The following is a 20,251-nucleotide window of genomic DNA, read 5'->3' as shown; positions in this document are numbered from 1 at the left end:
ATTTTTAAGCATGGATAATGGAATGGATTCCATCTAAGATCTGATCATCTGTTAAATCCTGTTCAATGTAAGCATCACCAATGGATCTTAATAAAATGAATTTGATCTTGCCGGCAACCATTTTTTTATCGGATTTACTGATGGATAAGATATCTTCTGCTTTTAACTGTTCTGCAGAAATCGGCAGACCAAACTGTGTAAAGGTATTTAAGATATCTTCGCATTCTGTATCTGTGATATTACCGGCTTCTTTAGAAATGTGACATGCGGCAGCCATTCCAATACTGACACACTGTCCATGGTATAAATGAAAGTCAGACAGCTTTTCAACTGCATGACCAATCGTATGACCGAAATTAAGCAATGCCCGTTCGCCTTTTTCCTTCGGATCACGTTCAACGACATCCCGCTTAATCAGACAGCTCTGGTAAACCATTTCTTCAATCACATCTGGCTCTAATGCCAATATTGCTGTATAATGCTCCTTCATCCATGAAAAATAAGATGCTGATTTAATTAAACCATGTTTTAATATCTCACCCATACCAGATACAAACTGTTCTTTTGGAAGTGTCTGTAACAGGGAAAGGTTCATATAGACAAGTTTTGGCTGATAGAAAGCACCAACCATATTTTTATACTGTGAAAAGTCTACACCGGTTTTGCCACCGATACTGCTGTCTACCTGTGATAATAATGATGTCGGGATCTGGATAAAATCAATGCCTCTTAGATAAGTAGCAGCCGTAAAACCTGTCAGATCACCAACAACTCCTCCACCAAAAGCAATCATGATGTCGTGGCGGTCAAAATGATTGATTATCAAATCCTGATATAATTTTTGAACAGTATCCAGATTTTTACTCTGCTCGCCGGCAGGGAAGCAAAAAGAGCTAACAGTATGGAAATAGGATTTAAAAATCTTTTCTATTTCTGCTAAATGCAGTCTGCCAAGATTAGAATCGGTAACAATGCAGATTTTCTGATCAGGAGTATAACCGATTTTTTTGATTTCTCCTATCAGCTGCTCAAAATTCTGTTCTAATACAATCTCATAACATGGATTTCCTTCATAGGAAACGGTAATTGCTTTTGACATGTCAATTCTCCTTGTTAAATATATTTTTTTACTGTGATTTTCGTACGTCCTTTTCTGGTTTCTCCACTGCTGCCCTCATAGATAAATTTTCCAAAACCGCGAATGGAGATCACATCACCGGATTTGCAGTCATACGCATTGGAAGAGACAATCCGTTCATTGACAAAAACTTTCTGTGACTGGATCAAAAGAACGCTCTGACTCCTGGATCTTTTGGTGATAAATGCGATCACATTATCAAGCCGGTCAGAAGCAACAACGCCTTCTAAAATGGAATATTTCTGCTCAATATGTAAAGAAGCGGTATCTGCCACTTCTCCACGAATGATCGTATGACGGATCTGCGCAAGGCTATCTAAAATATAATCAGAAATACTTTCTGATGCAAAGACATAATAATCGGTAGGGTCTAAGCGGATATCTCCAATTTTTGCCCGCTCAATGCCAAGATTCATTAAAGCACCTAAAACATCCCGATGCGTCAATTCTTCGGCATATTTTGGATAAGCAGGTGTAAAGTGCAGGCATACGATTGGAAAATCCCAGTCATAATAAAGAGCATCAGGGATAAAGGCTATCATCTGACGCTCTGCATTCTCATATCCACCGGAAAGCTGACAGGCAGTTTCCATATCGGCTTTGACCTGATGAAACAGATTTAATTCATTAAGATTTAAAAAGTTACTGAATGTAACAATATTTTTGCGGTTAGCTGATCTTGACAGATCTATGAATCGCTTCTTTAGAAGAAGCTCATCCTGATGCTCCATAATACTCCTTTATAAATCCAAATGCAGTCCAGAAGAATTCAAAGAGTCAAGCAGATTTGGAACATCTCCTGAAATATCGACCGATGCAGGTGTGATAATAAATATGTAATTAGAAACTTTCTGTAGATTACCGCTGATTGCAAAGCAGGAACCAGATGTAAAATCTATGATACGCTGGGCAATTTCAACATCTAATCCTTCTACATTTAATACAACTGCACGGTTAGATAGTAAAGTTTCTGCAATTTCTCTTGCATCTTCTACGGAGGTTGGTTTGATCACACATACTTCCATACCGCCTGCACTTTGCCTTTTTGCAGGACGCATAGGTGTAATCTTCTGTGCCTGTTTTGCCGGTTTTTCTTTTATAGAATGTGATTCGTCATAATCATCATTTTTGTCCTTGCGGGAACTTTTTCTGGTGACAGGTGGTTCGTCATCATAAAAATCATCATCGTAAAAATCATCGTCCTCATCTTCTGGATTCAAACGCATAACATCTAAAAATTTATCAAGTACTCCCATGAAAGTAAATCTCCTAACTATTTATTGTAATTTCTTGCTCCGAAAATGCCTGTCCCAACACGTACAAGAGTGGCACCTTCTTCAATAGCGACCATGTAATCGCCTGTCATACCCATTGAGAGCATATCCATAGATACATTATCAATGTTTTCTTTTGCGATGTCAACAGATAATTCCTTGATTTTTTTGAAATAAGGTCTGTTTTCTTCCGGATTTTCAGTATATGGAGCAATTGTCATAAGACCTTTGATCGTGATGTTGTCTAATTTTGCAATTTCCTGTACTAACTGTAAGGTTTCTTCCGGCGCAATGCCAAACTTTGATTCTTCATTTGCGGCATTTACTTCGATTAAGATCGGAACGATACGGTTGATTTTTTTTGCCTGAATATTGATTTCTTCTGCAAGACGATAGGTATCAACAGAATGGATCAGTTCTACATCGGGTACAATATATTTTACTTTGTTACGCTGTAAATGTCCGATCATGTGCCAGTGGATATCTGCCGGAAGCTGTTCACGTTTTTCACAGATCTCCTGTACTTTATTTTCTCCAAAATCACGGATACCGCAGTCATAGATTTCAGAAAGCATCGATACCGGTTTGGTCTTGCTGACTGCGATTAAAGTTACTTCTTCTCTCTTGCGCCCGCATTTGTCACAGGCTGTCTGGATATTGTCTTCTACATGTTTTAGATTTTCTGCTAACATATCTTTACCTCTTTTTTTATTCATTGATGATCGCATTTTCTATAATGGTATTACCATCTAATGCAATATGGTCATATAATGAAACACCATAGTCTGTCCCGTTTCTGATAATGGAATATTCGGCATTCTGATAGATAATATCGATCTGCTTAAATACAGCATAGCCTTTATTGATACAATAGATGCCTTCTAACTTGGCAGTATCATGTATCGTATAAGTATCACTTGAGTTAGGTTTTAAAACAATGTCACCATCATCGATTTCTTCACCATCAATATAATACTCATATTCGGTTGCAAAGTAAATATTTGGTGTGATAAAAGTATCTACAGTTTTGCCATTTTTGCTTGTTTTTCTTATCATGATCCCATTCTGGCTGGAATTGTTCCCTTTTTGGAAGTATTCCATCGGTACAGTGAAGAAATCCTTTTTAGAAATGGCAGAATTAGGAATTTTAAGTCCTGTTTCTTCGTCAAATAATATTTCTACTTCGATATAGCGGTCGCTCGCAAAACGGATCATGGAATTTGACAAGTTTAAGATAAGATATGTCACACCATCTTTTTCTACTGTAGAAAAAGGAACACGCACTATCGTATTATCTTTTTTGAATTTTATACGCACTGTTTTTGCATCTAAAAGCTGCCGGTTTGTATCTTCGGTGACTGGTATGATCAGATTCCAATTTTCATCTGTGATCAGTTTGTATGCTGCATCATTAGCATTGATCGTTGTCCGGTCTTTTAGATTGACTTTTGAATACAGGGATTCGTCAAACATAGCAGATGTGAAGTCCTTTGTTGTTACAGATTCAAAACCATCTGTGTAGTAGACGACAACGCCGTCACGAATCGCATTTCCTTTATGGAAGGTGGCATTACTCTCTGCAGCTGCGACAGAATCCGTAATCGAATTTAACGCACTGACGCTTAGAATTTCTGATAATTCTGCATTTAAATCATTTTTAAAAGTATATACTTCATAAAAAGATTCACTCTGGTAGCTTGTGGAGTAATCTGAGATACTGTTCTGGAGTTTATCAAGGTTTTCTTTTGATAAAAACGAGGCATCTTCATTGGCAGAATTGATCTGTTTAGATATTGAACCATCTGTATCAACAGAATAGATCAGATCATTTGCGCCTACTTTGGAGGCATCTTTTACATAATAATTAATATCTCCCGCATAATCAGAAGGAACAATGGTTTCACTGCGTAAAGCAAGTCCGGTATACGAATTATTGATCGCAATTGTTCCATGAATGACTTCATATACAGAGGTATGTGTCGATGTAAAATAGGAAAATACATAAAACATCATATATATAAAGATGATTCCAAAAATGATCAATCCGATATTCAGATGAAAAGGTTTTCGATAACGAACTATTTTTTTGTTCTTTGCCACAATGATACCGCCTTATTGTTTCAATCTTAAATTCTATTGTACCATCATTTGGGTTAGAAAACAATCCTATAAAGCACAACTGGAAAAAATTTGAAAAAGAATACTGCCTGTATAAGATTATTTTATGCAGGAATACTAATTGAAGAAAAAGGAGGTATGATTTATGAATTCAAAAGGCTTAGATTATACATTACTGACATTAGTCATCATTGGTGCGGTTAACTGGGGACTGATCGGATTCTTCCGGTTTGACTTAGTTGCATTTCTGTTCGGTGATATGTCATGGCTTTCACGGATCATCTATGCACTTGTCGGAATCAGTGGACTATATCTGTTAAGTGCTTATGGAAGAATCCGAAGCATCGATCAGGCATAACAGATATTCATTTAGAAAAAGCCTTCAGGAATCTTCCTCCTGAAGGCTCATTTGTATGTACGATCTTATACTTACAGGGAAATCACAATCTTCTCTTTTGCACATTCAGGAAGATCTGCTTCATTCTTAGAAATACTAAGTACGATCTTGATGTTATATTTTTCACTGATTATATCTAATTTCTCGATAGCGTAGCAGATCTCACCATCTTTTACATTTGCGATCGTGAGGAAACTGTCTAAATATAATTCTTCTAAATCATTATCCTGAGAGATGATTCCACAAATAAATCCCATAAATTCATCACAATTCGTAAGCGGATAATCTGTTGCATTGACCAGACGGACTTTATTATTCAGTTCATACATATGTTTCCGGCTCTTATCAAGATATACGATATTACCATTTGCTGCTGCTACAGCTGCATTGACTTTCTCTAAGAGATATTTTGTCTTTCCTTTTCCTTTTTCCCCTGCAATAATTTGAACCATAGCAATTTCCTCCTGTTTTCTGTCTGTGAAAGGATATGTGATCCTTTCTGTTTAATAACTATATTATATTAGAAATTGAGCGAAAATTCAACTATAAATCCGTATAATTGTGACAAAATAAATAACAGTTCACAGGATTTCTGTGAACTGTTCTCTGTAATTTATGCCTGCCGTAACAACTCATTCATATAATAATATAAATTGTTCCTGCAGTCTGCTTTCATAACAATTGAAACAATCTGATCTCCTGCGGCATTATTGCTAAGCAATACCAAACAGTAACCAGCATCATTTGTCGTACCGGTCTTGCCTCCGATCACAGTAATCCCATCAGGTGCAGTTTCTGTTCCCATCAGATATTTATTTGTGCTAGTCCATACCTGCTGGATCGACATACCGTTTGGATCTAAATAATCTACCGTATATTCAGTAGTATGTATGATGTCAACAAATGTAGGATTTTGTATCGCAGCCTGAAAGATCAGATACAGATCATAAACTGTCGTATAATGGTTTTCATCCTGAAGACCGTTTGCATTGACAAAATGGGAATCTGTTGCACCAAGCATTTTCGCTTCTTTATTCATCAATTCTGCAAATGAGGAAACATCACCGGATATTCCTTCTGCAATAACGATCGCTGCATCATTTCCACTTCGGAGAAGCAGGCCATACAATAACTGCTGTAAGGAAAGCTGTTCTCCTGCTTTCAGATTACAGACCGAAGAATCACTCGCTTGATCAGCTGCGTTCTCACTGACTGTATATATACCGTTTAGATCACCATATTTTAAGGCAACATATGCGGTTAAGATCTTCGTCGTACTTGCCGGATACATTTTGGCATAAATATTTTGGGCATAGAGAACATCTTTTGTTGTAAGGTTAAATACACCTGAAGCACCGGCAACATAAGAAGAGGTGCTATCTGTGCCTAGATCCTTACCATCGGAAACACAATTATTTGATGCAAAATATGGCAATGCCCCATGCAGCGAAGTATCTTCTGTAGAGATCAGCTGATATTTTTTCGATGTTTCATAGATATCATATGCATTGGAGAATGTCACACTCTCTACAGTCTTGCCACAGCCAGAAAATATCAGCGTACAAAGCAGTAATAATAAACAGATATTTTTTTTATTTATACATTTCACGCCACTCTAAATCTCCTCTGTCTAATGATTTGATCAACAACTCTGCGGTTGCAAGGTTTGTTGCAAGAGGAATATTATGCGTATCACATAACCGTACAACGCTGTTGACATCCGGTTCATGTGATTTAGGTGTCAGCGGGTCACGTAAAAAGATCACAAGATCCATTTCATTATGTTCAATTTGTGCACCAAGCTGCTGTGCACCGCCTAAATGTCCCGCTAAATATTTATGCACAGAGAGATTCGCTACTTCCTCGATCAGACGTCCTGTAGTTCCAGTTGCAAATAATTCATTTTTACAAAGTATTCCACGATAAGCAATGCAGAAATTCTGCATCAGTTTCTTTTTTGAATCGTGTGCGATTAAACCAATATTCATTATGTGTCCCCCATTCCGTATTTTCTAGGTTGCAAACCTACATTCAGGACAAAGCCAATGCCCATAAATAAAGAAATCAAAGAGGTCAGCCCATAACTGACGAATGGAAGTGGTAATCCGGTGTTTGGCATTAGACCTGTTGCAACGCAGATATTGACAAATCCCTGAAAACCAACTAAAGATGCCATACCGCAGCAAATGAGTTTTCCTGACAAATCTTTTGCTTTTCTAGCCATAAATATACACTCCAAAACAATAAAAAGCAACAACAAAATAACGATTACAGAACCAACAAATCCTAATTCTTCCCCGACGATTGCAAAAATAAAATCGGTCTGCGGTTCAGAAATAAAGTTACCGTTTTTTACAGAAGTGATCTGGCTGTTATTCAGACCTTTTCCCCATAACATACCGGAACCGATCGCCATTTTGGAGTTTAACTGCTGGTATGCGGCATCTGCATATTTTTCAGGTTCTAACCATGCCATAATACGTCTATATTGATAAGGATCTAAGATCTTTTGATCCGGCTGTAAGATCAGGCTGATAAATAAAAGTCCTGCCGGAATGCTGATGGCTAATACACTAAGCACGATCTTGTAATTCAAGCCGGCAATAAACAAAAGTGAAACAAAGAGCAGTGCGGTTACGATCGTTGTTGAAAGATCCGGCTGTGCTTTGATCAGAATTAACGGTATACCGATCAGTATAAATGATGCGGCTAAAACCCTTATGGTATTTAGATTTTCCTGATGCTTCATAAAAAAATATGCAAAAAACAAAATAATGATGATCTTTGAAAGTTCAGATGGCTGGAAACGGATACCTGCTATTTCCACCCATCTGGTAGCACCGCCTGCATCTTCTCCCATTAACTTTACAAGTACTAATAATAAAATATTAAATATATAAAAGATCCAGCTAAAACGGAGCAAAAAGGAATAGTCCATCATGGAAACGGTAATCATTGCAATGATCCCCAGAAACAGACCTAAGATCTGTTTATTCTGTACAGATTCCTTTGCACTTCCGATGACAAGAATGCCAACAAACGTGAGGGCAATGACATACAGCACTAATCTGAAATTGTAATTTTTCAATTTATATTGTTTCAGCATAAATAGTTTGTCCTATCACCTTTTTATTTTCTGGTAGAATGATGTAGTTCCTTGATCGGAATATTTGCATATAATGCAGGTACTGTTCCATTATCTGTTTCAGATTCTGTCTGTGTGATCTGAATATCAAGTCCTTCTGCATCAATCTCCATGTATTTTGATATTACCTGAATAATATCATTTTTAATTTTTTCCATAACTTCCGGTGAACAATTTGCACGATCAGATACCAATACAAATTTTAAGCGGTCTTTCGCTACATCACCGGAGCTTTTTTTCCTAAAAAAGTCCGCTAATGACATTTTATCCTCCTACGATCCATCTTATTTGAACAGGCTTGCAAGTTTTGCAAATACATTTGCCTTTTTCTCTAAATCCAAGAATGGAACTTCTTCACCAATGATCCTTCTACAGATGTTAGCATAAGCTTTTCCTGCTAAAGCATCGGAACCTACAAGCGGTTCACCCTGATTAGTAGAAATTACAATCTGTTCATCATCTGGTACAACACCGATCAGATTGATTGCTAAGATCTCACATACATCTTCTACTGTCATCATATCGCCGCGTTTTACCATATCCATACGCAGACGGTTGACGATAAGCTGTGTCTGTTTGATCTCATTTGCTTCTAACAGACCGATGATCCTGTCAGCATCACGGATTGCAGATACTTCCGGTGTTGTGACAACTAATGCACGGTCAGCACCTGCAATGGCATTCTGGAATCCCTGTTCAATGCCTGCCGGACAGTCTAAGAGTATGTAATCAAACTCTTCCCGCAACTCATCTGTTAGTTTTTTCATCTGTTCCGGTGTAACGGAAGTCTTATCTCTTGTCTGTGCAGAAGGCAGTAATGCAAGATTCGGATATTTCTTATCTTTAATCAATGCCTGTTTGATGCGGCAGTTGCCTTCTATAACATCAACCAAGTTGTAGACAATCCTGTTTTCAAGTCCCATAACAACATCTAAGTTTCTAAGTCCTATATCTGTATCGATCAATACAACTTTCTTGTTAAGCTGTGCTAATCCGGTACCAACATTAGCAGTTGTGGTTGTCTTACCAACGCCGCCTTTACCAGATGTAATTACAATTACTTCACTCATGTTTCAAATCCTCCTGAAAATTAAATATTATTAAATGTATTTTTCGTAATTGGCTCGATCAGGATATGACCATCTGATATGGTAGCTACCTGTGGTTCTGCTGCTACTTTTTTGCGTTCTCGTATGGAAGCAAGAATGCCCTTATCTTCACTTCTGCCAATAATATTACCTATTTTTATCTGAACCGGATTCATGTCTAAGGCTGCTACAAAACATGCTTCATTTCCCGAGGCGCCTGCATAAGCAGTTCCTTTTAATGCACCTAAGATCACAATATTTCCGGTAGATAATATCTTTGCTCCCGGATTTACATCTCCGATAATGATGATACTTGTTTCACATTCTAATACCTGTCCGGAACGGAGTGTTCCTTTATAAAAACGTCCGACATTTCCGGATTCTGCCGATAGGCATTCGTCTAACTTCTGCTTTGTATACTGTTCCCTGACTTCATCATTGTCGATGATGCAGGCAATGTGAATACTTGTCTTTTGTGCTATGCTATCTAAGATCTGGCACTCTTCGGCTTCTGAAAGCTGTCTGCCTTCAAAAGAGATTGCCATACGGGCATTTTTGAAAAACTTTTCAGATTCTAAAAACTTATCTGCGATACATCTAAGCAGTTCCTGAAAAGGAACATCTGGATCTAAGATAAGATTTATGCCATATTTATTGCTTTTGATAATGACCGGTTGTGACATATTGACCTCCTGTTACTACATTAATTAGTCTGTAAAGGTGTTTGAACTGCCATTTACATTTTTAGCCTGTCCGTTAAGTAATTCTTCTGCACTCTGCTCTTTGAAATAATATGACAAAATATCCTTTGATACATCTGCTGCATTATGCGAGGTATAACCATAAGCAATTCTGGTCACAACAGAGATCTGCGGATTATCATATGGTGCAAATCCGACAAACAATGCATGGTTTGCACGGGTAGTTACCTGCTGTGCTGTACCTGTTTTTCCGGCAACGGCAACCGGGAAATCCTTAAATACACTTAAATTCTCAACAACCATACGCATACCGGAATGGATGGCATCCCATTGTTCTGCGTTTAATACGTCAACAGTATTCTTTACAGTCGGAGCAAAGGTTTCTAAGACTTCATCATCCGAACTACGGATCTCTTTGAGCAGGGTTTCATTGTATACAGTTCCTTTATTGGCAACAGCCGTTACATAACGTGCAAGCTGTGTTGTAGTATAGTTATTATTACTCTGTCCGATCGATGCGGTGATCGGGTATTCATCAGCTACCTGTGGGGTATTTTCCGGTATCTCGATTCCGGTTGTATCATTCAGACCATACATAGATGCATATTTCTGAATGGTTTCAATACCTTTTTTCTCATTATAGACATTATTATTCATGCTCAAACGGTAACCGACTTCATAAAAGAAATAGTTACACGAATCCCGTATTGCTTCAGATACATTGATCAGACCATGGCTGGAAGGATAGATCCAGCACTTTGGACCATTTTCTTCTAAACGGGTGAACTGTCTTTCGTCTAAGATCTGTGTTGTCGTATCTATGACATGTTCAGCAAGTCCTGCAGTGGCTGCTACCATTTTAAATGTAGAACCCGGTGCAGTACGCTCCTGTGTAGCATAGTTATACAGTGGGTTCGACAGATCATTTGTGATGCTTGCAAAATATTTGGCATCTACAGTATTTGCCAGCCTGTTATTGTCATAACCCGGATAAGATACCAGTGCGAGTATTTCGCCGGTTTTCACGTCGGTTACGACACAGGAACCAGAACATGGATCGAGTGCGAGCTGTGCAGGTGTGATCTCTAATGATTTTATCTTCTCACGTAGAAAATTATATGCCGATATACTGCCGGATGTCAATGCGGCAACCTGTGCTTCATCATATTTTAAGATGCCCTGATCGTATAAGATCAGACAAAGCTGTGTACCACCGATCAGATTCTGATGGATCATATATTTGTATATGATTTTTGAAAATGCATCGTCATCTGCTGCTTTTTCCTGAATAAAGGAAAGTAAAGCATCATATATTTCAGTGGAATCAGAATATTTTTCATCTACGGTAAACTGCGTAATATCAATCCAGTTTTTGGCAATGGCATAATTTAAGTAGTCTTTTAAACTGATCGTGCCATCTGCCCACTGTTTATAAGTATCATCCTGTGTATCAATCTTATCTTTGGCGAGGATCTTCTCGTCTTTTAACATATTGATGATATAAGATTCATAGTCTTCCATTTCGCTGTCTAAAGAGCCAAATACTACCGGAGTTTCTGCAACCAGTTCAGACTGTATGTTTGAGAGGACAGACTGCTGTTTAGATACAAATGCAGAATAAACAGACTGCTCTGATGCACTTGCTCCGTCATCGGAAAAATGTGACATATCCAGAACATTGTTCTCGATCAGTGCATAATAGACATCATCGATCGGAATGATAATATCCGAAGCTTTCCTCTCCGCAGATGCATCATAATTTTTTACATTTTTGATCTTATCATATACAATACCTGCAATTTCCTGCTCTAACAGATCATATACTGCTTTTGTCAAATCTGCATCGATTGAAAGATAAGCATTATTACCGGCTGTCGGTTCGATCCGCTCTTTTGTTTCAATGACTTTACCAAGGTTATCGACATAGACGGTTTCAGAACCTTTTGTTCCCTGAAGTGTCAAGTCTAAATACTGTTCAATACCGGATTTTCCGACTACATCTGTCAAGGTATATTCGGAACTTTTCTGTGAAAGAATTTCATATTCTTCCTGTGAGATCTTACCGGTATAACCGATGATCTGGGCAAAATATTTACTGTCTACATAACGGCGAATCGTATCATCTGCAACCTCCACACCTTGCAGGATATCTGCATTTTCGCTGACATAGGCAACTGTTTCTTCGCTGACATCCGTTGCGATCGTGGTTGCGATATATTTCTGGTAACTGTTTTCAGACATGGCATAACGGATGACAGTGATCCTGTATGCCATATCACCGGTATATTGTCCGGTGATGCCAAATTTCTTATCATTCTGCAGATAGTCCATGACCTGTTTGGCAGTAGCTTCAGCCTCATTATAACCAAGTTTTTTGTTGTAATCAAGGTCATCAACGGAGGAATGGCCATATACATCTGCTAAAAAACGCTGTAATGTTTTTCCTTCCACATTAAAAGAATAACTACCATCATCCTCCATTGTGATATCGAAGTTATTATCAATGGAATCACCATTTGCGTCTAATTTTATAAGGATCTGCTCTAAAACATGATTGATAGAAGCATTCTTCTCTTTTGTCGTATCATAACTTCCATTATCTTCGATCGTAATCGTATAAGCAAGTTCGTTGTATGCTAAAAGCTTCCCATTTCTGTCATAGATATTTCCGCGGGTACTTTTCAATTCCCGTTCTTTTTCAATCTTTAAGGTGTAAGTATTTAAGTATTTTTCTCCATCAATGATCTGAAGCACAAATACCCGCTGTATGAGAATTCCAAAAAGGATTACCATGACAACGGTCAGTACAAATAATCTGGATTTGAAGAAATTAACTAAAAAATCTTTTATTGAATCAAACAAATTTACCAGTACTCCTTTTTTCTGTCATTTCCAGTTTCTGATTGATCTTAAGCAGAATGAAGTATAAAAAGATCGTTACTAAGATCGTGTATACTAATTCCGGTATGATAATATGGATCAGATAATAGTCAAATGCAAACTTCCTGCGGAATAAGAACAGGAAAAAATAAACGAAAAGGTTACAGATCACGTCACTTGCTGAAATTAAGATCATCGGCAGTTTGATATCTTCAGGAAAAAACATTTTTCGGAAAAGTCCGTTTGTATAACCTACATACATATAAAGCAGCGCATACAATCCGATCACACTTCCATAGAAAATATCGATCAGAAGACCGCTGAAAAATCCGATCACCATTCCTTCTTTTTTTCCACGCATAAAGCCAAAGGAAGATGTGACAATGATCAGAAGGTTTGGCGAAATGGATGCAAAGGAAAGGAACTTGAATATGGTACTCTGCAATAAAAAACAGATGATAACAGTAAGGATCACAATAATCTTACGCTTCATAACGTCCTCCATTATTTTTTCGTTTCACCAGAGTCTTTTTTATCTAAAATCACTAAAACTTCCTGAATATGTTCAAAATCAACTGCCGGGGTTAGTGTACCTGATTTCGTCAGATTGTTAGAATCTACTTCTAAGGTGTTGATATATCCGATCAGAATACCCTGCACATATTTATCACTGATATAGGATGTAACAACAGGATCGCCTACGGCAGCCTTGTCATCAGAATCTTTCAGATCTGTAAATAAGATGTTCTGGTTTTCATTCATTTCCTGCAAATCTCCATGCACGATACAGCCATCGGAAGTTGTTGTCAGCATACCACTGACTTTACTGGTATCATCGATGATCGAACGGACTTTTGCATAATTCGGACCAACATCTGTGACAACACCGACTAAACCACTGCCGGCAATGACATTCATATCGGTTTCAATACCATCTTTACTGCCCTTATCGATCGTAAATACAGAAAACCAGTTGCCGGTATCCTTACTGATCACATTAGCAGCAACTTTCTCATAGCTTGGATATTTCTGGTCTAAGGCTAAAAGCTCACGCAGATTATCAAGTTCATACTGCTCTAGTTTGATGGTATTTAATTCGGATGTCAGTGCGTCTACCTGTGCTTTTAATTCCTGATTTTCAGCCATAACGGATTTGAGATTTTTCAGGTTATCCGCTTTGTCAATCAGGAAACTTCCCACATAGTTGATTCCCCGCTGCATGGGTACAAATACGTAACCGGCAACGGTATTTAACGGTCCACCGGAAAGGTTCATTGTAAAACTGACATAGATTGCAATTCCGCATACTGCAGATAAAAACATCAGTATATATTTAGATGGAATCTTAAATTTTGATTTCCGTTTCATAAAATACCTCGATTATCTCAAAATTCTTGTTTTCATATTAAATGTCAAACGTTTGTATTTTTCATCGGAAACAATTTTATTTAAACCACGGACAACTGATTCTTCCGGATTCTCACAGGTATTGACACGGATATTTGTGATCTGGGTGAACAGCTCGTCTAAGTTCTGGATCTTAGAACCGCCGCCTGTGATATAAATACCTGCATGGATGATGTCTTTTGCTACCTCAGGAGGTGTTTTCTCTAAGATCATCTTGATCGAATTGCAGATGGAATTTAAGTTGTCTTTAATTGCTTCATACACAGTCTGTGCATTTATTTCTAATTCAATCGGAAGTCCGCTGACAAGATCCCTGCCGACAATGACCATACCCTCTTCTCTTCCCGGAAGTCCGCTGCCTAAATTCTCCTTTAAGGATTTTGCAGTTTTCTGACCGATCACAAGATTATAGGTACGTTTGATATGGCTGATAATGGATTCATCAATACGATTGCCGCCAAAATGCAAAAGATCACTTAGCACTAAACCACCTAAGGAGATCACAGAGATCTCTGTGGTATCTGCACCGATATCAACGATCATCACACCTGTCGGTTCATTCACATCTAAGCCTAAGCCGACTGCATCTGCGATCGGTTTTTCACAGAGAAGGACATTTTTAGGCTTTGCTTTGCTCTTATAGAATAAATCAAAAAATGCCTTTTTTTCTACTTCTGTGATATCTGTAGGAACAGCCACGATATATTCGGCACCATGGATCTTGCCTTTGACATGTTTTTCTAAAAAGTCAAAGATCATCGTCTGTACATTATTAAAGTCAGCGATCACACCATTTACGATTGGAAAAGTCACGTTGATATTCTCCGGTGCTTTTTCATACATGGCATATGCTGCATCACCATATGCATACAGCTGGTTCTTATTGACGATTGCAATCGTGTTTTTCTCGTTTAATATTTTACCGGTTGATTTGCAGAACACTTTCATATTGCAGGTTCCTAAATCGATACCATAAATATTGTTGTTCATTATTTTATATTCTCCCTTCGACCGTTAGCGTCCGCAGATGTCCTGTGAATAGTAATTTACATCTGCTAATGCAACAGATTCTTCTCTTTAAAGCTGAAATACTGGTTATCTCCTATGATAATATGATCTGACAAAGAGATCCCTAATAAATCTCCGCATTCCTGTATTTTTCTGGTCACAATTTTATCCTGAAGGCTTGGCATCGGATTCCCGCTTGGATGATTATGCAAAAGGATGATATAGACAGCCTGATGCATAAATGCCTGTTTGAAGATTTCCCTTGGCGAGATCAGCGAGGCATTGATCGTTCCGATGGAGATCACCTCATCCCGCAGTAAGGTACATTTAGAATCAAACATACATAACAGCAGTTTTTCCCTATCCTCATGCCTGAGTTCTTCCATATAGTAGTTTGCAACAGAGTGGGCACTGTTTAGTGAGATATTGTGAACTCTTGTTGCTTTTGTCATGCGTTTTGTGATCTCTGCAAGGCACTTTAACTGGACAGCCTTGACTGTCCCAATCCCCGGAATCTCTGTTAATTCTTTCAGACTCATAAGATAGAGATTCAAAAGATTCTTTTCTTTGCAGTTTAAGATCTCCTGTGCTACTTCGATAGATTTTTTCCCTGCTGTTCCAGTACGGATAATAACTGCTAACAGTTCAGCGTCAGATAAATATTCCGGCCCTAAGCGCAGACATTTCTCGTCCGGCTTTTCGGATTCCGGTAATTCTTTTACAGTATAATGATGGTACATGAAAGATCCTTTCTACTCTCTACCTGTAGAATTATGGATATTCGTCCCAAAATCATTCATATTATTTTAACACATCAAATCCTTATTAACAAGATTTTGCTCATAAAGTTTTTGCAAAGACATCAAAATACCGGTTTTTGCGTGATACCATGTGAGGCCGCCCTGAAAATAAACAGAATATGGAGGCTTGATCGGTCCATCTGCACTAAGTTCTATGGAAGAACCCTGTACAAAGGCTCCTGCTGCCATGATAACGTCACTGTCATATCCCGGCATTGCCCATGGTTCCGGTGTTACATAGGAATCTACCGGGGCTGCTGCCTGAATCCCTTTGCAGAAAGCAATCATCGCATCCGGATTGTGGAAAGTTACTGCCTGAATAATGTCATGTCTGCTCTCTGTACTGTTCGGGAGCACGTCAAATCCCAATGCTTCATAGATATTTGCTGCAAAGACCGCACCCTTTAAGGCACTGTTTACAACAGTCGGAGCCAAAAATAGTCCCTGATAGAAGGACTGGATCACACCGAGGGACGCACCTACTTCTTTTCCAAGTCCCGGTGAAGTCAGACGGTAAGCTGCATTTTCCACACATTCTTTTTTACCGACGATATAACCGCCGATCGGGGCTAAGCCGCCGCCAAGGTTTTTGATCAGGGAACCGACGATCATGTCAGCACCAACTTCTAATGGCTCCTTATCTTCTACAAATTCACCATAGCAGTTGTCTACCATGCAGATCACATCTGGCTTGATCCCTTTGATAAAAGAAATCAGCTCACCGATCCGTTTGACGGATAAAGTCGGACGGACGGCATAGCCTTTGGATCTTTGGATCGTTACTAATCTTGTTTTTTCGTTGATCGCATTTTTTATCCCTTCGTAATCAAAACTGCCATCTGCTAATAAGTCTACCTGACGGTAAGAAATCTGATATTCGGCAAGGGAGCCTTTTGATGGGCGGATACCGATCACTTCTTCTAAGGTGTCATATGGTTTTCCGACCGGAGATAACAGTTCATCTCCCGGACGTAAGTTGGACATTAATGCAAGTGCAAGCGCATGGGTTCCACAGGTGATCTGTGGACGTACAAGTGCATCTTCTCCATGGAAACATTTTGCATAAACAGCTTCTAAGGTATCCCTTCCAAGGTCATTGTAACCATAACCGCTTGACATATTAAAACATTCTGCCGATACTCTTAACTCCTGCATCGCATGAAGTACTTTTGCCTGATTGAATTCAGCAGTTTCATCTAATTTCTGAAAACGTTCTTTTAAGCGGTCTTCTATCCTGCTGCCAAATTCATATACTTCCCTGCAGATTCCTAACTGCTCGTATTGTTTTTGCATGGTTTCGTTGTAACTCATCTGTTATATCCTCTTTTCTAAATGTGGTAATGATCATAAGATTTTTTTCTCTTTTAGGATCGTGATCATTTTTTCTAAAATCTGATCTTCCTGATAAGAATATTCATCTTTATTCAGCCAGATTACGTCATCTTCCCTGCGGAACCAAGTAAGCTGGCGTTTTGCAAAGTGTCTGGTATCTCGTTTTAAAATATAGACTGCTTCATCATAGGTGATCTCGCCGTCTAAATAGGCAAGCAGTTCTTTATATCCAAGTCCCTGCATGGACACCATATCTTTATGATAGCCCATAGCCTTTAATTTTTTTACTTCGTCTAAAAGCCCACACTCTAACATCTTATCTACCCGCTGTTCGATCCTTTCATAGAGGCGGCTTCTCTCATCATTTAATACGAAGTAAGCAAAATTATAAGGGGATTTTTTCTGCCGTTCTTTTTTGTTATGTTCTGAAATGGCATAGCCGTTTAGCTGGTAAAATTCAAGTGCCCGTATCACACGCTTGACATTATTTGGATGAATGGCATTTGCAGAAACAGGATCAACGGATAAAAGCCGGTTATGAAGTGCAAGATTGCCCTCACGTTTTGCAAAGGCTTCTAATTCATTTCTGATCTCTGCAGATGCATCTTCTTTGGAAAAATCAATATCATATAAAACGGACTGGATATAGAAACCCGTTCCACCAGCGAAAATTGGGATTCTGCCATGTGCATAGATTTCCTGCATATACTGTTTTGCAAGTTTCTGGAACAAAACGATATTAAATTCTTCTTCCGGCATCAGTTCGTCAATGAGATAATGCGGAATCCCCTGCATTTCTTCGGGCATGATCTTCGCAGAACCAATGTCCATATATTTATATACCTGCATGGAATCTGCAGAAATAATAGAACCGTTTATCTTTTTGGCTAATTTCACAGAAAGATCGGTTTTTCCTACTGCGGTAGGACCGGTTAATATTATCAATGGCTGTTTCATATCATACAATCCTTTTGAATTTTTTCTCTAATTCATATTTGCTCATCGAAATGATCGTTGGTCTGCCATGTGGGCAGAAATACGGATTTTCAAGTTCTAATAGTTCAGAGATCAAAGCTTCTGCTTCTGCCCTTGTTAGGACATCATTGCCCTTTACGGCTGCTTTGCAGGACATGGAGGCAATTTTTTCTAAGACAAGATCCGGTGTAGAAACTTTCTGGATCTCATCTGCATCGTCTAAAATCTCTAATAAGATCTGCTTTGCATCAAGGTTAAACAGATTGCCCGGTACACCGCAGACTGCATATTCCTTCCCGCCAAACGGTTCGATCAGGAATCCGAAGTTTTGAAGATGTTCTTTGAATTTTTCTAGTGCCTGTATTTCCTGCACATCTAAACTTAAGATCAATGGCGGGGAAATCATCTGCGTGGTATATTCCTTTTCTTTTAAGGAGCGGACGGTCTTTTCATAGAGCACTTTTTCGTGTGCTGCATGCTGGTCGATGATAAACAGTTTCTGGTCAAATTCTACCAGCCAGTAGGTATCAAATACCTGCCCGATGATCTTATGCTGCTTTTTGGATGCTTCGGATAGAAATTTTCCGTTGTATTGTAATTCTTCCTGTACATACTGCTGTCTGGCTTCTGGCGGTGCATATTGTGCCGTTTGTACAGCTGGCTGTACCAGTGATGCCGCATCTGTCTGCACAGATGTAGACAGCGGGGATTGTGGTGTGGAAGCTGTATGCATGTCTTTTGGTTCTGTCTGCGTGGCAGCCGTAGACACATCTTTTGGTTTGGTCTGCTTGGCAGCAGGGTTTGATACCGGTTCTGTCCGTCTGATATCCGGATATTTTGGTTCATAAGGAGAATCTTTGCGTATGGACTGCTTTAATTTCTCTAAGCGGTTCTTTTCAAATGGTTCCGGCAGACGTTCTTTGACCGCAGCTGCCATTACTTTCTCTTTTTTCTCCTCTAAGGATACTTCTTTGATATGGTCACGATGCAGCAGTTTTTCATGTATACAGTCATATAAGGTCTGATAAATGCCTTCATTTTCACTGAAACGAAGCTCCATTTTGGTTGGATGCACATTGACATCTAATAATTTTCCGTCAAAGGTAAAATATAGTACGCAGAACGGATACTGATGCTGCATCAGGAAGTTTTTGTATGCATCTTCGATACTTTTTGCAATCAGCGAACTTTTGATATACCGCTCGTTGATAAAATAATTCTCAAAGTTCCGGTTTCCCCTAGAGATCACCGGTTTTCCGATAAAACCACTCACTTCAAACAAATCTGTCTTGGCATTTAATTCGATCAGTGAGGAAGTGATATCCCTGCCGTAGATCTGATAGATCACATCTTTGGGATTCGAATTGCCGGAAGTATGCAGTTTTGTCTGGTTATTTACGATCAGTTTAAAAGAAATATCAGGGTGGGATAAGGCAAGCCGTTCTACTAAAGCACTGATATATCCTGCTTCTGTCTGTGGTGTTTTTAAGAATTTTTTCCTTGCAGGGGTATTATAAAACAGATTTTTTACCAAAAATGTGGTACCGTCCGGTGCACCGATCTCCTCTTTCTCTTTTTCTATCGATCCTTCAATGACATAACGGATACCGGTAATGTCGGATACGGTTTTCGTGATCAGTTCTACCTGTGCAACGGCTGAAATACTAGAAAGTGCTTCACCCCTGAAACCTAGAGAAGAAACAGACAGGAGATCTTCTACGGATCGGATCTTACTTGTTGAATGGCGCAAGAAAGCTAAAGATACCTGCTCTTTTTCTATGCCGGAACCATTGTCTGTTATGCGGATCAAAGAGATACCACCTTCTTTGATCTCAACGGTCACAGCAGTTGCACCGGCATCAATAGAATTTTCTACAAGTTCTTTAACAACAGAAGAAGGACGTTCGATCACTTCTCCTGCTGCGATCTTATCGATCGTTTCCTGATTCAATAATGCGATTTCTGCCATAGGTTTTTCCTCCTATCCA

General features: G+C 38.8%; 21 protein-coding genes. 1 reads left to right on the top strand and 20 read right to left on the bottom strand.

The features are described 5' to 3' along the window. Positions 1 to 4 precede the first annotated feature (4 nt). From aroB to H8S17_RS03230, 5 genes are read right to left on the bottom strand one after another with little or no spacing between them, the layout of a single operon-like run. Positions 5 to 1,099: a 3-dehydroquinate synthase gene (aroB, locus tag H8S17_RS03250; protein WP_186866226.1), complete on the bottom strand. Its 1,095-nt coding sequence runs from the start codon at positions 1,097 to 1,099 to the stop codon at positions 5 to 7. Between the two features lie 14 nt (positions 1,100 to 1,113). Continuing rightward, a complete protein-coding gene (locus H8S17_RS03245) occupies positions 1,114 to 1,869 on the bottom strand; it encodes a YlmH/Sll1252 family protein (protein WP_186866225.1) in 756 nt (251 codons plus the stop codon). A 9-nt stretch (positions 1,870 to 1,878) separates the two neighbouring features. After that, a complete protein-coding gene (locus tag H8S17_RS03240) occupies positions 1,879 to 2,394 on the bottom strand; it encodes a cell division protein SepF (RefSeq protein WP_186866224.1) in 516 nt (171 codons plus the stop codon). A gap of 17 nt (positions 2,395 to 2,411) precedes the next feature. Beyond that, on the bottom strand, positions 2,412 to 3,104 hold the full coding sequence (locus tag H8S17_RS03235) for a YggS family pyridoxal phosphate-dependent enzyme (protein WP_186866223.1): 693 nt from the start codon (positions 3,102 to 3,104) through the stop codon (positions 2,412 to 2,414). A 16-nt stretch (positions 3,105 to 3,120) separates the two neighbouring features. Beyond that, positions 3,121 to 4,512 carry an HlyD family efflux transporter periplasmic adaptor subunit gene (locus H8S17_RS03230; protein ID WP_186866222.1) on the bottom strand — a complete coding sequence of 464 codons (1,392 nt, stop codon included), beginning with the start codon at positions 4,510 to 4,512 and terminating at the stop codon, positions 3,121 to 3,123. A 163-nt stretch (positions 4,513 to 4,675) separates the two neighbouring features. Between H8S17_RS03230 and H8S17_RS03225 the strand changes: the two genes are divergently transcribed. Beyond that, complete coding sequence (locus H8S17_RS03225) at positions 4,676 to 4,888, top strand: DUF378 domain-containing protein (protein ID WP_186866221.1); 213 nt, start codon at positions 4,676 to 4,678, stop codon at positions 4,886 to 4,888. Positions 4,889 to 4,959: 71 nt separating this feature from the next. Here H8S17_RS03225 and H8S17_RS03220 read toward each other — a convergent pair whose 3' ends face one another. The 15 genes from H8S17_RS03220 to mutL form a co-directional block, all read right to left on the bottom strand. After that, the gene (locus H8S17_RS03220) at positions 4,960 to 5,379 is read right to left on the bottom strand and encodes a twitching motility protein PilT (protein ID WP_178051423.1); all 420 of its coding nucleotides are present in this window, start codon (positions 5,377 to 5,379) and stop codon (positions 4,960 to 4,962) included. A 161-nt stretch (positions 5,380 to 5,540) separates the two neighbouring features. Continuing rightward, a complete protein-coding gene (locus H8S17_RS03215; protein ID WP_186866220.1) occupies positions 5,541 to 6,536 on the bottom strand; it encodes a D-alanyl-D-alanine carboxypeptidase family protein in 996 nt (331 codons plus the stop codon). Beyond that, positions 6,520 to 6,915: a methylglyoxal synthase gene (locus H8S17_RS03210; RefSeq protein WP_186866219.1), complete on the bottom strand. Its 396-nt coding sequence runs from the start codon at positions 6,913 to 6,915 to the stop codon at positions 6,520 to 6,522. Before H8S17_RS03210 ends, H8S17_RS03215 begins: the two co-directional genes overlap by 17 nt. After that, positions 6,915 to 8,033 carry an FtsW/RodA/SpoVE family cell cycle protein gene (locus tag H8S17_RS03205; RefSeq protein WP_186866218.1) on the bottom strand — a complete coding sequence of 373 codons (1,119 nt, stop codon included), beginning with the start codon at positions 8,031 to 8,033 and terminating at the stop codon, positions 6,915 to 6,917. The genes H8S17_RS03210 and H8S17_RS03205 overlap by 1 nt, the downstream gene beginning before the upstream one ends. 23 nt (positions 8,034 to 8,056) lie before the next feature. After that, a complete protein-coding gene (gene minE, locus H8S17_RS03200) occupies positions 8,057 to 8,335 on the bottom strand; it encodes a cell division topological specificity factor MinE (RefSeq protein ID WP_178052401.1) in 279 nt (92 codons plus the stop codon). 21 nt (positions 8,336 to 8,356) lie between these two features. After that, positions 8,357 to 9,142, bottom strand: coding sequence for a septum site-determining protein MinD (gene minD / locus H8S17_RS03195; RefSeq protein ID WP_178052400.1), 786 nt, complete (start codon positions 9,140 to 9,142; stop codon positions 8,357 to 8,359). A gap of 20 nt (positions 9,143 to 9,162) precedes the next feature. Further along, positions 9,163 to 9,843 carry a septum site-determining protein MinC gene (locus H8S17_RS03190; protein WP_186866217.1) on the bottom strand — a complete coding sequence of 227 codons (681 nt, stop codon included), beginning with the start codon at positions 9,841 to 9,843 and terminating at the stop codon, positions 9,163 to 9,165. 24 nt (positions 9,844 to 9,867) lie between these two features. Continuing rightward, a complete protein-coding gene (locus H8S17_RS03185) occupies positions 9,868 to 12,723 on the bottom strand; it encodes a penicillin-binding transpeptidase domain-containing protein (RefSeq protein WP_186866216.1) in 2,856 nt (951 codons plus the stop codon). After that, positions 12,716 to 13,234 carry a rod shape-determining protein MreD gene (gene mreD / locus H8S17_RS03180; protein ID WP_186866215.1) on the bottom strand — a complete coding sequence of 173 codons (519 nt, stop codon included), beginning with the start codon at positions 13,232 to 13,234 and terminating at the stop codon, positions 12,716 to 12,718. The genes H8S17_RS03185 and mreD overlap by 8 nt, the downstream gene beginning before the upstream one ends. Before the next feature lie 11 nt (positions 13,235 to 13,245). After that, positions 13,246 to 14,109, bottom strand: a complete 864-nt coding sequence (mreC, locus tag H8S17_RS03175; protein WP_178052396.1) for a rod shape-determining protein MreC — start codon at positions 14,107 to 14,109, stop codon at positions 13,246 to 13,248. A gap of 12 nt (positions 14,110 to 14,121) precedes the next feature. Next, positions 14,122 to 15,138 (bottom strand): rod shape-determining protein, encoded by a 1,017-nt coding sequence (locus tag H8S17_RS03170; RefSeq protein ID WP_186866214.1) that lies wholly within the window; start codon positions 15,136 to 15,138, stop codon positions 14,122 to 14,124. Positions 15,139 to 15,203: 65 nt separating this feature from the next. Continuing rightward, entirely contained in the window at positions 15,204 to 15,896 is a 693-nt protein-coding gene (gene radC, locus H8S17_RS03165) for a RadC family protein (protein WP_178052394.1), read from the bottom strand. Positions 15,897 to 15,962: 66 nt separating this feature from the next. Next, a complete protein-coding gene (locus H8S17_RS03160; protein ID WP_243237957.1) occupies positions 15,963 to 17,267 on the bottom strand; it encodes a methionine gamma-lyase family protein in 1,305 nt (434 codons plus the stop codon). 33 nt (positions 17,268 to 17,300) lie between these two features. Continuing rightward, positions 17,301 to 18,245: a tRNA (adenosine(37)-N6)-dimethylallyltransferase MiaA gene (miaA, locus tag H8S17_RS03155; protein WP_186866213.1), complete on the bottom strand. Its 945-nt coding sequence runs from the start codon at positions 18,243 to 18,245 to the stop codon at positions 17,301 to 17,303. 1 nt (position 18,246) lies between these two features. Then, the gene (gene mutL / locus H8S17_RS03150; protein ID WP_186866212.1) at positions 18,247 to 20,232 is read right to left on the bottom strand and encodes a DNA mismatch repair endonuclease MutL; all 1,986 of its coding nucleotides are present in this window, start codon (positions 20,230 to 20,232) and stop codon (positions 18,247 to 18,249) included. Positions 20,233 to 20,251 lie beyond the last annotated feature (19 nt).

Origin of the sequence: Roseburia zhanii (genome assembly GCF_014287635.1) — a bacterium.
In the GTDB taxonomy this organism is placed as follows: Bacteria; Bacillota; Clostridia; order Lachnospirales; family Lachnospiraceae; genus Roseburia_B; species Roseburia_B zhanii.
This window is presented reverse-complemented; position numbering and strand designations above follow the sequence as displayed.

Bases quoted from the DNA above. Each gene is read 5' to 3' on its own strand.
- mreD (WP_186866215.1), bottom strand. From the start codon at position 13,234: ATGAAGCGTAAGATTATTGTGATCCTTACTGTTATCATCTGTTTTTTA.
- H8S17_RS03240 (WP_186866224.1), bottom strand. From the start codon at position 2,394: ATGGGAGTACTTGATAAATTTTTAGATGTTATGCGTTTGAATCCAGAA.
- mreC (WP_178052396.1), bottom strand. From the start codon at position 14,109: ATGAAACGGAAATCAAAATTTAAGATTCCATCTAAATATATACTGATG.
- H8S17_RS03190 (WP_186866217.1), bottom strand. From the start codon at position 9,843: ATGTCACAACCGGTCATTATCAAAAGCAATAAATATGGCATAAATCTT.
- H8S17_RS03170 (WP_186866214.1), bottom strand. From the start codon at position 15,138: ATGAACAACAATATTTATGGTATCGATTTAGGAACCTGCAATATGAAA.
- H8S17_RS03160 (WP_243237957.1), bottom strand. From the start codon at position 17,267: ATGAGTTACAACGAAACCATGCAAAAACAATACGAGCAGTTAGGAATC.
- H8S17_RS03220 (WP_178051423.1), bottom strand. From the start codon at position 5,379: ATGGTTCAAATTATTGCAGGGGAAAAAGGAAAAGGAAAGACAAAATAT.
- aroB (WP_186866226.1), bottom strand. From the start codon at position 1,099: ATGTCAAAAGCAATTACCGTTTCCTATGAAGGAAATCCATGTTATGAG.
- H8S17_RS03245 (WP_186866225.1), bottom strand. From the start codon at position 1,869: ATGGAGCATCAGGATGAGCTTCTTCTAAAGAAGCGATTCATAGATCTG.
- minE (WP_178052401.1), bottom strand. From the start codon at position 8,335: ATGTCATTAGCGGACTTTTTTAGGAAAAAAAGCTCCGGTGATGTAGCG.
- radC (WP_178052394.1), bottom strand. From the start codon at position 15,896: ATGTACCATCATTATACTGTAAAAGAATTACCGGAATCCGAAAAGCCG.
- H8S17_RS03205 (WP_186866218.1), bottom strand. From the start codon at position 8,033: ATGCTGAAACAATATAAATTGAAAAATTACAATTTCAGATTAGTGCTG.
- H8S17_RS03225 (WP_186866221.1), top strand. From the start codon at position 4,676: ATGAATTCAAAAGGCTTAGATTATACATTACTGACATTAGTCATCATT.
- H8S17_RS03235 (WP_186866223.1), bottom strand. From the start codon at position 3,104: ATGTTAGCAGAAAATCTAAAACATGTAGAAGACAATATCCAGACAGCC.
- H8S17_RS03210 (WP_186866219.1), bottom strand. From the start codon at position 6,915: ATGAATATTGGTTTAATCGCACACGATTCAAAAAAGAAACTGATGCAG.
- mutL (WP_186866212.1), bottom strand. From the start codon at position 20,232: ATGGCAGAAATCGCATTATTGAATCAGGAAACGATCGATAAGATCGCA.
- minD (WP_178052400.1), bottom strand. From the start codon at position 9,142: ATGAGTGAAGTAATTGTAATTACATCTGGTAAAGGCGGCGTTGGTAAG.
- miaA (WP_186866213.1), bottom strand. From the start codon at position 18,245: ATGAAACAGCCATTGATAATATTAACCGGTCCTACCGCAGTAGGAAAA.